This window comes from Leptospira ognonensis (assembly GCF_004770745.1).
In the GTDB taxonomy this organism is placed as follows: Bacteria; Spirochaetota; Leptospiria; order Leptospirales; family Leptospiraceae; genus Leptospira_A; species Leptospira_A ognonensis.
Map to the genome: position 1 here is coordinate 40,415 of NZ_RQGD01000025.1, position 12,930 is coordinate 53,344.

The 12,930-nt window shown below is 38.5% G+C and carries 9 protein-coding genes; 1 reads left to right on the forward strand and 8 read right to left on the reverse strand.

Features of this window, described 5'->3' with window-relative positions; translation table 11 throughout:
• Positions 1-190: 190 nt before the first annotated feature.
• The 3 genes from pgsW to pgsB are packed head-to-tail and all read right to left on the reverse strand — an operon-like array spanning position 191 to position 2,978.
• Positions 191-1,333 (reverse strand): poly-gamma-glutamate system protein, encoded by a 1,143-nt coding sequence (gene pgsW / locus EHQ58_RS09310; RefSeq protein ID WP_135623629.1) that lies wholly within the window; start codon positions 1,331-1,333, stop codon positions 191-193.
• Positions 1,330-1,788, reverse strand: a complete 459-nt coding sequence (gene pgsC, locus EHQ58_RS09315) for a poly-gamma-glutamate biosynthesis protein PgsC (RefSeq protein WP_135623630.1) — start codon at positions 1,786-1,788, stop codon at positions 1,330-1,332. The genes pgsW and pgsC overlap by 4 nt, the downstream gene beginning before the upstream one ends.
• Positions 1,785-2,978 carry a poly-gamma-glutamate synthase PgsB gene (gene pgsB, locus EHQ58_RS09320; RefSeq protein ID WP_135623631.1) on the reverse strand — a complete coding sequence of 398 codons (1,194 nt, stop codon included), beginning with the start codon at positions 2,976-2,978 and terminating at the stop codon, positions 1,785-1,787. Before pgsB ends, pgsC begins: the two co-directional genes overlap by 4 nt.
• A 92-nt stretch (positions 2,979-3,070) precedes the next feature.
• On the opposite strand from pgsB, the gene EHQ58_RS09325 reads away from it, so the two are divergent.
• The gene (locus EHQ58_RS09325; RefSeq protein WP_135623632.1) at positions 3,071-5,467 is read left to right on the forward strand and encodes a PP2C family protein-serine/threonine phosphatase; all 2,397 of its coding nucleotides are present in this window, start codon (positions 3,071-3,073) and stop codon (positions 5,465-5,467) included.
• Here EHQ58_RS09325 and EHQ58_RS09330 read toward each other — a convergent pair.
• Genes EHQ58_RS09330 through EHQ58_RS09350 form a run of 5 tightly spaced genes read right to left on the reverse strand, consistent with a single transcriptional unit; the run spans position 5,464 to position 12,846 of the window.
• Entirely contained in the window at positions 5,464-5,796 is a 333-nt protein-coding gene (locus EHQ58_RS09330) for an STAS domain-containing protein (RefSeq protein WP_135623633.1), read from the reverse strand. The genes EHQ58_RS09325 and EHQ58_RS09330 overlap by 4 nt on opposite strands.
• Before the next feature lie 45 nt (positions 5,797-5,841).
• Entirely contained in the window at positions 5,842-7,914 is a 2,073-nt protein-coding gene (locus EHQ58_RS09335) for a serine hydrolase domain-containing protein (RefSeq protein WP_135623634.1), read from the reverse strand.
• A gap of 1 nt (position 7,915) precedes the next feature.
• Positions 7,916-9,565: a 2,3-bisphosphoglycerate-independent phosphoglycerate mutase gene (gene gpmI, locus EHQ58_RS09340; protein WP_135623635.1), complete on the reverse strand. Its 1,650-nt coding sequence runs from the start codon at positions 9,563-9,565 to the stop codon at positions 7,916-7,918.
• Positions 9,566-9,599: 34 nt separating this feature from the next.
• Positions 9,600-10,778: a hypothetical protein gene (locus EHQ58_RS09345; RefSeq protein ID WP_135623636.1), complete on the reverse strand. Its 1,179-nt coding sequence runs from the start codon at positions 10,776-10,778 to the stop codon at positions 9,600-9,602.
• A gap of 1 nt (position 10,779) precedes the next feature.
• A complete protein-coding gene (locus EHQ58_RS09350; protein WP_135623637.1) occupies positions 10,780-12,846 on the reverse strand; it encodes a TonB-dependent receptor in 2,067 nt (688 codons plus the stop codon).
• Between the last annotated feature and the right edge of the window lie 84 nt (positions 12,847-12,930).

Genomic DNA, 12,930 nt, shown 5'->3' on the forward strand with positions numbered 1-12,930 from the left:
TTTTTAAGGTTTTGGACGTCCTCTCGGTAGACGAATACACGGGGATTTTCTCTATCATGGTTCATGCGCGCCGGATAAGTCAAAAACCGAGCTATCATCCGAAACACATAATACAGGAGAAAAGATAAAATCAGAATCTTGATCACGTAATTAGACTGACAGAGTTTAAAAATTGATTCAAGTCTTTTCCTTATTTCCCCTCTTTTCGTCGAACGGTTTGGGGAAGTTGGAAGTCGATCGGGTTTTGCCCCCAACCTCTTTTGGTGATGCCATAGAGGCCAAGGAATAGATATGCCAGGACAAGTAGGCAAAGATACGGATTGTATTCTTCCTGCAAAAATACCTTCCCCTCCCCCGGGTTAGGTGTAATCTTTGGCGTTAATGGTAATCCAAACTTTCGTGCTAAGGATTCTATTTGAATGAAATTGATGACAGGTATATCTTTCTCCAGAAAGGATTTTAAAACCGAGTTAGGCGGATTGACGTCTTCAGGCAATTGTTTGATAAGACCGCTTTTATAAATTTGTTTGCCTAAACTTGTTCCGAGGATCGTTGTGCCCCCACCAACGTTTACAAATGCTTTGATCGGTTTCGTACCTGCAAATTTAGTATAAATCTCCATTCTCTGTTTGATGGAGTCTTCAAAGCTAGTGGGAGTTAACAACGCTACTTTGTTTCTTTTAATGCCAGCTAGCAAAAGAGATTTCCCTTCTGCAGACATACCAATGCCCTTATCTTGGGTCCCGCCAAGAGAGGCAAAATTTGTTTTCGTTGTAAAAATAGAGTCTTCTATAAATACGGATTCCATATCTAGCCATAAAAACTTAGGATGGTTGGCACCGTATTGGCTCGCAGAGACGCTTCCGACTATAATCACTTTTAATTTTAAAGTTTCAAATGCCGCATACGCACAGATATTCATAGCAGGGAATGATCCTGACATAGCCACAGCGATGGTATCTCCATCCTCTACGCCAGCTTTCTTTAGCAATTGGACAAAAACAGCTGCAAAGTTCGGATTGATAGAAGTCTGTTTTGCAGTAAGGGAACCAGAGTTACTGGTGACAGGACTTAAAAAATCGCCAATCAAACCTGTGTTTGCTGGATCTAATTCTAAATAATCTGGTTTTTTTAATTTAAGCAATTCGGGTCTAATGGCAGAGAAGGCGCGTTTCGCTAATTTTGCGGCTTGCATTTTCTTTTTATAATATGGCTGTTCTTTTTTTACTTTACATGATTCGATTGTTATTAATCCACCTATAGCAAGTAAGGCGAGGATCGCGATTCCAATCCGCGAATGTTTCCAAAGATGCCAATAAACACGTCTAATCATGTTATCTCTGAACCAAGAATGAGTATGAGTAAAATTTTGACAAGAACCGAACCTATAATCAATATAGAACTGGTCTCGATGATGCCTTGTCTTTCAAACCAAATTCCGATCAATCCGGGAATGATGAATCCGATGCTTCGAATATCTGAAACTAGAGGAGATTCAAGCTCTGGCAAAATTTGATAATTAAAAAGATAACCGAAAAAATAGCCAAACAAGAGTATAAGTACTGTTTTTCTTTTTCCAAAAAGAATAAAAAAATAGGAAAACAATTCAACAGTAAGATAGGCAAGGATTGCTACGGAAAAAGTGACAAGTAAATTTTTCGGATGATTTAAGTGTAAGGCTATGTATCCGGGAACAACGAGACCAAGGCCGACGATCCCGAAAAGTTCGGAAAACACAAGACTGATCAGCAAACTGAGTCCAATGGATAAAGATAGAATGTCATTCATAAACTAGAACTCGCTCGATTCTTCAGATATTGATTCATTTCGAGACCAATACCCGCAATGTTTCCCAAACCAATGATATAGGATTTTTCTTTCACTTGTTCCACTAGTGATTCAAATATATGATCTAGTTCCGCAGACTCCCAATTGAAAATGTGGGCTCCTTCCTTGCATCGCTTTTTTAACGTATGAAGAGCATATTTTGTTCCACTTCCGATTAAAAAAATAGCTTCGATTCCATCCCATTGTGCAATCTCTTCAGCCATAAGAGCACTTCGATCCATACGGTCCTCTCTGCAGTTGAACAAAATGTATGCAGTTCTCTCCTTTTTGTGACGCAAAGAATACTCATCCCAAATTTTTCGAGTACTTTCTGAATCGTTTGCCGCCATAGCATTTAAATAGATAATGTCTTTCCCGAAAAAATGAATCGTCGTCGGAAGAAGTGCACCAGGGTCTGGATTTGCCTTCCACATACCACTTAGTGCCGTTTCTCTATCGACACCTAATTCATTACAGACGGCAAGGGCTAAGTTGACATTTTCTCTATGTTCCCAATAGGAAAAATTATCCATTTCAGCATCTGTGATCTGGAATCGATTTGTTTCTGTTAGTATTTCTAATTTCGTTTTTCTTTCATCGCAAGCCGTTTTCAGGATATCCTCGTGAACGACTGGGTTTGAGAATAATTTTCCTGAGACGGGAATAGCAGAGGAAAGAGCGAGTGTAACGTCTCGTAATGTTGGACCCATCACTTCCAAATGGTCTGCTCTCACATTTGAAATCACACCAATATGAGATTTTAAGATCTGGCCTTCCGAAGCCCATTGGTATCTGGGTTCAAGTGCCATACATTCAATGACGATTGCAGAAGCCTTTTCAATTTTGGCAGTTTTTAGTATTCCAATTTGTTCCAGTATGGAAGGCTTTCCCCATCTTTGGATCGCATGTTCTGAACCATCGGGATAGATCATCCTTGCCATAGTACCCGTTGTTTTCGCAAAAGTGCTAATTCCTGCTTCTGAAAGACCAGCTCGGATGAGTCTTGTTATACTAGATTTTCCACGTGTACCATTGACATGAATTCTGATCTTAAAATGACGAAGGGTATGTTTATGAACAAAATACTCGATCGTTAGAAAAACGATCAGAACCAAAAGAAGGCAGAAAAAAAAGAGTGTAGTTGATTTCATGATCCTATAATACAAAGATGAAACATATGATTTAATAGAATGTCATCAGATTGAAATGAAACTCTGGTATAAAGAAGATCGGAAACAAAACCATGAGCATTCGATATAAATTTCTTTTGATACTAAGTGTAAGTCAAATATTACTTTTGGTGGCACTTACCACAAGTTTTGCCTACCTGCTTCAGGCTGTAAAGAACATCCCTCAAACACAAAGAGCAGAAGATCTTTCCCGGAACTTTCAGAGAGAACTGGAATTCAAGGAAGAAAAATTAAAATTATTACTCAATGAAATCACGAGCAATCCAACAACAAACAGTATCTTAAGGCGCGGAATTTCAAATCGAAACGTCCTGATGAGTGAGCTAAAATTTTTTCAATCTCTCATGTCAAAATACGATCTCTCGATTTTTGAAATTGGAGATAAACGGGGCATTGTCCAGTTTCGTGCTCATCGGCCAAAGGATTTTGGTGATAGCAAAGTTAACCAACCGATGATCCAAAAAGCTCTGCAAGGAGAGACTTTCGCAAGCATTGAAAATGGGCATAGTGGTTTGGGATTTCGACTCGCATCTCCCTTGTTTGATAATGCCACGATCCTCATAGGCCAGGTCGTGGATGATGAATTTACTAAAACAATTTCCAGAGACAAACGCACACATCTCGCAATCTACCAGAACACAAATCTAAAAACCATCGGCTCGGATCTAATGAGAGCAATCATCAAAGAAGAGCCTGATTTGTTGGAGAACAATCGAAGGTTCCATTATAAAGATAAGCCGTATTACATAGTAAAAATTCCTTATACAGGGAAAGAAAATACAATTCCTGATTTAAATTTTACAGTTATGATTGATGAGAATGAGGTGGAGACGAAAACGTTTCAAATTTGGACGTTTTTTGTCATCGCTGCCTTTCTGTTATTCGGCATCATTTTTTTGATCTCATTTGTATTCTCCAGAGATATGGTGGAAGCTATAAAAGTTTTAACGTTTGCAATGAACGATTTAGAAAACTGGAAACCAAATCTTCTACCCACGCATCGGTCTGACGAGATCGGTCAGATGGGGCGAGTTTTCGTTGGTATGAAAGAGGAACTTTCACACCATCAAAATCATTTAGAGGAAATGGTCGCACGTAGAACTTTAGAATTAAACATAAGTTTAGCTGAAATTCGGGAGTTGAAGGAAAAGCAGGATGGTGATTATTTTTTAACATCTCTTCTTATTAAACCATTAGGTGGCATTTTTTCAAAATCTGAGACAGTCAGAATCTCGATATTGGAAAGGCAAAAAAAAGAGTTTAGCTTTCGCAATCGAAAGAGCGAGATCGGAGGTGATCTCACTCTTGCAGATAGTATTTTTCTTATGGATAAAAAATATACTGTTTTCTTAAATGCAGATGCCATGGGAAAATCCATCCAGGGTGCTGGTGGAGCACTTGTTATGGGGACAGTCTTTAAATCTATTTTGACAAGAACTCAAAAATTAAAATACATCCAAGATCGACATCCGGAAAGATGGTTAAAAGAGTGTTTCCAAGAAATTCACAATGTATTTATCAGCTTTGATGGTCATATGTTGATATCTGCGATTATGGGCCTCGTGGACGAAGAAACCGGAACTCTTTATTACATTAATGCGGAACACCCTTGGCCTGTCTTGTATCGAGATGAGACAGCTCAATTCATCAATCCTGGAAATTCGCTACGAAAGATAGGATTCACAGAGATGAGTGGGGAAGAAGTAGTGATAGAAGTTTTCGCCATGACTCCAGGTGATGTAATCATTATAGGATCAGATGGTAGGGATGATATACTATTGAGCGGTCTCGATGAGAAGAGAGTGATCAATGACGATGAAAATATGTTTCTCCATCATGTAAATGAAGGAGAAGGGAAGTTAAATGAGATTCTCAATTCAATTCAAAATTTAGGTGAGTTAACGGATGATTTGAGCATGATGCGTATTTCCTTTCAGGAAGAACTATCAAATAACGAATCGGGAACTTATCATCAAGATGAATTCTTGCGAAGATTAGGCGAAGGCATACTCTCCTTTCGAGATGGACTTTATGAAAACGCGATCATTTCTTTGGAGTTGGCACTTGAGTCCGAGCCGCATGATGCCTACTGCCTTCGCGAATTATCGAAGCTCTACCTGAAGACAAAAAATTATGATAAAGCAATCGATCTCGCAGAAACGTATTTAAATCAAAATCCCCATGACACGGAATTTTTGTTTTATATTGCCTTTGCTTACAAACAACGAAGAAACTTTGGCTTTGCTTGTGATTTTTCGGAGAGACTAAGACTAAGGGATCCAAACAACTTTAAAAATCTGATGTTGTTATGTGAGATATTGATGCACATGAAAAATGTAAAAAAATCGGAAGTGATATTAGACCAGATGGAGGAAATGTCTCCTAACAATCCGAAGGTTTCAAAGTTAAGATACTTTTGGAAAAAGATGTCTTTAAGTGTCACATCTTAAAACGAAGAAATCGCGTCCTCAGTGGTCACATAAATTTGGATCACCGAGGATATTTTTGAAATTTTAAAGATTTGTTGGATGGTTTTTGAAACATTAACAATCTTTAAACCACCACCTTGGGCTGCCAATTTATCGTTTAACGACATGATCAAACCAAAGCCAGATGAATCGATGAAACTCACACCACCTAAATCAAAAATGAATTTAATTTCTCCAGCTGACCCAGATTCTTTGATTCTTTCTTTGAGAATCCCTGCATTTAGCATGTCAAGGTTTCCAAAAAGTTTGAGAATCGTAACGCCTTCTACTTTTGATTCAGTGTATTCCATTCAACCGCTTAGACAATAATCGTTTTTGTTGTTTGGTCAATCAGTTTAATTTACAAATTTATCCCATTTTTCCTGCATGGAAACGCTTCGAAGGATCCTCCAGATCAGATTGGATCCATTCTCGGAATTGGTCAGAATCACGATTCCGTACCCTTTTCGAGAGTTAAAAAATGCAAGGGCCTTATGACCCATGGTATGGCCACCATGGAAAAAATACTCAGAATTTCCCGTTCGATTCAGAAAAAACCCCCTTCCCACCAGTGCATGTACGGTAAGATTGGCGGCGCTCATTTTGGGAGTGAGCAAATACTTTGCCGTTGCTTCCGAAATCAGTTCCGATTTTCCCACATTGGCTTTTGCAATCTCATTAAAAAGAGAGCCGATTTCCTCAGGTCGTGTCCAGAGACCGCCCGACCCAAGTTCTGGCGTAATGAATTTTTTGAGGGGAAGTAGTTTTCCCTCTTCGTCGTGTCCGTCACAATGGTCATCTTCTGCCGACAAATTTTGTCGGAAGGTGCTCTCGGACCAGTGCAAAGGTTCTCCTACGTAACGTTCGATGATTTTTGGAAAATTCATTCGTAAGGCATCCACAAGTGCTTCTTGAATGATGGAATAGCCTCCTCCTGAGTATCGAGATTTAGAGTCAGGAGTGTAATATAATTCAAGTCCATTTCCATTTTTCGTAGAATAGATATCTTTAATGTCCGTTATATGCTTTTTGCCACTGTTGATCGGATCATCCCAGTTTCCCTTTTCCGTGAGCCCGCTTGTATGCGAGAGAAGTTGATCAAGATTTACGATTTCGCCTTTTTTTTTCTTCCCTAAACCGACTCTAAATTTTCGCAGTTTTCCATTCCAACTCTGGAAGGGATCAAGTCGTTTGGTATCAATAAGTGATGCAACTGTGAAGACGATTGTAGTTTTAGATAAAGAACCCGCACGAAATAAGGTACGATCTGTAACTTTCTCTTTGGTCTCGAGATTACGCACACCGAAATTCTTTTTCCAAAAAAGGGAATGGTTTTTATATACGGCAATTCCGACAGCAGGTACATTTTGTTCCTTCATTACATCTTCTAAAGATATTTCTGATTCTGATTTGATAGGTTCCTTTAATTTTAATCTTTTGCCGCCAAACATAATTTCAGTGATGATAGATTTATAAGAAGATAATTCCCCTTTGGAATCTCCCCATGGACTTGCGAGACAAATGAAAAAATCACTTTTTCTATCTTGGTAAATGAAATTTGAAATACCTTTATCATTTCCGTAAGTCCAATGAAAGTAGTCTCCGACGAATACTCCTTCTCCGAAAAAGATCGGATCACTGGCAACGGCATCACGCAATATAGTTCTTTCGAAAATACGATCTACCTGTTTTTTAAAAAGTAGTGTTGGTTTAAATAGTTCATCTTTCCAAAGCACTAAATCTTCCGGATTCGAATAAATTCCAGAATTGCCTAGGACTGGATCACTCATATCGACAAAAGTATGCTCGAGGTGTAAGGGAGAAAAAATCTTTTCTTGTAAATATTCTTTGAAAGTTTTTTTAGATATTTCCTCAATCAAATAGGCCAATACAAAATAATCCAATCGACTATTTTTCCAATACTCTCCCTCGGGGAATGCAGGTTTTAATTTGGATTCCGAAAGTAAAGTTTTCAATTTCGATCTTTGGTTTTTCGGGTCATTTGCGTCGTAATTTGGATCGAGTTCTAAAAGCTTGGGAAGTCCACTCGTATGAGAGAGCAAGTTTTGTATGCGAACTTTAGGATACGGAAACCATTTGAGATAGGTTTTCACATATTCGGATTCTTTAATGTTCTTTTCAAGGAGCAGAATTTTTAACGCATAGGTCGTAAACGGTTTAGAAGATTCTCCTAAGGGAAAGCTATGTTTTCTATATAATTGTTTTGGTTTGTCTCCCCTTTTGTTATAAATCGTTTCACGCATGAGGATTTCTTTTCCTTTTGCGATGAGAACCACACCTTGGTAATTTTCTGCCTTTAATCTCTGCCTAATTTCGCTTTTCTTATCTTCCGATAAAGATCCCATGGAATCTTCACCACAGGAAATAATGAAAAAGAAAGTGAAAAAAAGAGAAAAAACAAAACGCATGTTATCTTTTTATTAGACTCTCGTGATATCCTTCTGGAGCCTGAAATCCTAAGGCATCGAGCACAGTCGCAGCTACGTTTGCAAGGCCATAGGACTTTAAGTCTTTCCGAAACTGTATTTCGGAATCGGGATCGAATGCTACGAATTGAACAGGATTGAGAGTGTGGCTCGTTTTAGGAACGGGCTCTCCTTTTGTTGAAATTTGTGGGTTTCCTTTTTTATCTAATTGGTACATCTCATCCGCATTTCCATGGTCTGCTGTAATGAACATCAACGTATTCGTTTCTTTGCAAATTTTTACAAGTCTATCTATGCAAGCATCAAGATATTCTAATCCTTTGATTGTGGCTTCCATATTTCCAGTATGCCCAACCATGTCGCCGTTGGGGTAATTAACTCGTAAAAATGGGTATTTATGAGATTGAATCGCAAGGACAAGAGTGTCCGTGATTTCCTTTGCTTTCATTTCTGGCTTTTGATCAAAAGGAATGATATCTGATTTTACCTCCTCATATGTTTCTAAGGACTGATTGAAATAACCCGACTTATTTCCGTTCCAAAAAAAGGTAACATGACCATATTTTTGTGTCTCAGAAATCGCATACTGAGCGACACCTTCGTTTACAAGGTATTCTCCCATGGTTCTATCTATTTGAGGTGGAGAAACTAAGTATTGTTTGGGGATAAATGAATCACCATCATACTGCATCATTCCCGCGAATTCAATTTTTGGGAAACGAACGCGATCAAAAAATGAAAACGACTCTTCAGTAAAAGCACGTGAGATTTCTATCGAGCGGTCACCTCGGAAATTGAAGAAGATGACTGAGTCGTTATCTTTGACTTCGCCTAGCGGAATGCCATTTTCATCGCACACCACAAAACCAGGCATATACTGGTCTATAAGCTTCGGATCTTCATTATAGAAAGTTTCAATGGCTTCTCTTGCTGATTTAAACTTGCGACCCTCACCTAGAACATGGATCTTCCAGCCCCGTTCCACCATGGACCAATCAGCATCGTAGCGATCCATGGTGATTTCCATTCTGCCGCCACCGGAAGCGATCGCAATATCGAGACCTTTAGCCCTTAAAGAATCTAGTAATGATTCAAAGGGTGTCAAATATTCCAAAGAAGATTTTTCTGGTACATCTCTACCATCGAGTAGGATATGAATGCGTATGCGTTTGACTGATTCGTTTTTTGCAACATCAATCATTGCTTTTAGATGGTCAATATGACTATGTACATTTCCATCGGAGAATAAGCCTAAGAAGTGCAAGGTGGATGTTTTTGTTTTGACCTGATCTATTATTTTTTTCCAGATGGGGCCCTCAAAAAGGGAACCGGATGCAATTGAGGCACTTACTAATTTTGCCCCTTGGTCAAATATTCTTCCAGAGCCGAGCACATTATGACCAACTTCCGAATTTCCCATATCTTCATCACTTGGCATACCCACAGCAGTTCCGTGAGCTCTTAAGAAAACGGAAGGGTGTTCAGACCATAATTTTTTGAGAACAGGCATTTTTGCGGCCGCTATTGCATTTCCTTCTTTTATGCCATGTTCGGTGTATCCTACACCATCTAAAACAACAAGTAGTACTTGTTTCGAGATCGGTCCCTGGGGGTTCTTTAAAAGAGTTAACATAGATTAGATTCCTCTTGATTTTCCATAGTATGAATTAATCCGAATTTTGCAACTGGAAGATATCTAGCGGCGTAAGGTCAACGGAAATCGGTGTTGGACTCAGTAAAACATTGCCCTGATTTGTGTCATATACATTCAAGCCTGGATTTTTAAAGTCTGTAACACCAATGATGAGTTTTCCATCCATTGTCAGAGCCATCCCATTTAGGCTAACTCCAGTCGTACCAGGGATCTCTAGTAGAGTTCCTAATCGCTCTCCTGTGGCTGGTCGAAAGGCCTGTATGGTTTTTTTAAAACTCGCATCAAGTACAGACGCATAGCCAATAGACTCATCTTTGATCTGAAAATTGAGGATATCGCCACCCGCTGTGGACTCAGCAAAGAGCGCATTGGCACGGAAAGTTTTCGTGGGTAGATGGAATGCAAGAATGCCACCATCAGCTCTAGATAAAAATCCAACGTAACCAACGCATGAGATCAAAAGATATAGATCACCGAAGATCACTTTTTTATAGATTCTGCCGGATGGATTTCTGATTGGGAGAGTATAAACACCGATGACCTGGTCTAGATTCATGTCAATTTCGATGAGTAGGGAATCAGAATTTGGTGGGAAAAATCCAGAGACGTCGTTTCTGTCTAATCTCTGTAATGTTACAAATAGACTTGATTCATGTTGGACCATGGCTCCAATTTCGACGAATGCATCTGGAGTACCTGAACTCGAAAAACTTTCTTTGTAGGCAGATAAGGATATGAAACTTTGTTGGATGCCCGTAGAAGCATTGTATATAGGAATGTAATCTGCATTATAAAGAGCAACATAATACTTGTTATTCCATACGGAGATGTCTTGCGGATTTTTACCCTGGCCTACACTGAAATCTTGGACAGTTAAATAGGCAAGATTGGGATCTAGTACTTGGATGGTATCGCGATTAAGTCTATTGATGATATAAACTTTATTATTAAAAAATCTTCCGATGGCATCTGAGTGAATGAGCGCAGAAGTTGGTGAAGGAGTCAAAGAATTTGGATCAAAAGATTTAAACCTGCCCCCACTTCCAAAGTCAGTAGTGATGACCCCAACAGAAGTCGGAGAGGAAAAAAGAAATAGAAATTGGAATAAGTCTGGTTTATTGATCTCCATTTGATTGCATTGAAGGAGAAAACAAAGAAATGCCAAAGTGCTCTTTTTGTTAAATACTATCATATCAGAATCGGTAACTCCCTGTTAGGTAGACACTTCGTCCAGGCAGAGGATAGCCAACTAAATCTTCCACTTGTTTGTTTGTTAAATTTCTAATTTCAAATGTGAGCAAAAATTCCCGCTCCAATTCGAGGTCCCGGTATGGTATATATGTGAAAAAACAATTATAGATTTGACGCGCAGGAAGGTAGCCAAAATATTCATTGGATCTGTCTCTGTAGTTGGCACCAATGAATAGATACTCGAAACCGATCTCTCCCCAATCTTTGAAATAAGTAATTTGGGAACTAATTTGGTTTTTAGGTCGGAGTGGTAAATATTTACCGTTTAACGCTGGTGCGTCGGAAGTGTTTTTTGCATTTTGGTATGTATATTGTATATTAAATTTCCATCCTTGGTTCCAAGTAATCGAGTTACTTGTTTCGATTCCGTTGATGATCGCAGAATCAACATTTTCTGGTCGCAAGGTGAACTGAGAGTTGGGTAAAAATAAAATCATATCGTAAATTTTCTTTTGGAAATGGGCAATTTCAAAATCCCACTTCCAATTTTTTGCGACCTTTGATTTTGCAAAGAAGCCTAAATCAGAATTGCGACTCATTTCAGGCTTGAGTAGTGTATTGCCTACTATGCTTCCACGTTCACCGAATAGCTCGATGAAAGTCGGAATCCGAAATTCCTTACTGATATTTCCCATGATTCCAAAATCATAGTTTGCATTCTGCAATATGATCCATTTTAATCCTAGGCTCGGATTAGTAAAATTTCTGTTTACAACAAATTGATCAGTTAAGGGATCGTTGAATTGATTTCTAACGGATGTTAAATCTTTTCCGAACCTGTCTTTATATCTGTCAAAACGAATTTGAGGGACAATGAAAAGTCGATTTTGAAAAAATCGGAATTCGTCTTGGATTTGTAAGCTTTGGTAATCTCTTCGTTTTGAGGGATCTTTAGATTCTGTTTCATGGTCACTTCGTTTACGAAGGCGATTAAAGAATTCTTGCTCGGCATTTAGCGAAAGGCGTAGGATTTGATTGTATTTTAATAAATAGAGTACAGGGGTAATTTGGAGGCCATATTGTGAAATATCAGTTCGCGAATCTGGTATGCCAGAAGTGAATTCGCTTTTTGGATCAAATAAATCATCGCGAGAGCGGTTGTGGAAAAGTTTTGTTTCAAGAGCCAATTGATCGAATAAAAATTCTTTCGTATTCGTCGAAATGGCAGAAGATAATTTTGAAAATTTTCTTTCAACTGAATCAGTCTGACGATTGCCCGGACCAGGTAGACCTTGCTTTCGATAGAGGTAGTCATTCAAAAGTGATACTGTCGTTTTTCCAATATTGTAATTTAAATTTCCAGTGAAGCCAGATTTTTCATATTGGGCATTTTTACGTCTATCTATTGAATCATCATACGTATTAAATAGTAAGGTACCTTTATTGTTAAAATAAGAAAAATTTTGATCGGATTTTTCACCTAATGCCTGCACGTAAAAGGAACCATCTTTAAAAGAATTTGTATGCGAAATAGTAGATTTGACAGTATTAAAACTTCCTCCTTGAACGGTGATCCGCGTGCTCGGCTTGATAGACCCAGTTTTTGAAACTAAATTGATCGAGCCGCCGATATTGGATCCAGAAAAGCCTGCAGGTGTCGATGACTTATATATCTCAATTTTTTCTAAATTATCAAATGGTAAATCAGCAAGATTGATCTCGCCCCCCTGGGAATTATTAAGTGGGATGCCATTCCAGTAAACTTTTGTTTGGTTAGGATTTGTCCCGCGAATGGATAGAGTGGAATAGGATCCAAGACCTCCGTATTGACGAATCCGAATGCCCGCCTCTCTTTCCAAAATATCAGGTAAGGATAGGTAGCGATTTTTACTTCCTTCAAGAGAGATTTCTTTTTGGAAGGAAGTAGGGTTTTTCGAAAAATTTACATTCTTAGAGGAATTGTCTGTTTCGGCCTTTACCTCAATAGTTTTCGTTTCATTGCTTTGGGAGTATAGATTTGGTAGAAATAAAAAAAATATGGCAATAGTAACATAACAAAGATATTTCACTTAAAATCACTCTCCCTTTAGCCTAGAGGAATGTCAATTTTTAGTGGTAAAATTATTATCCAAAGGTTAAGAAAAAAAGCGGAC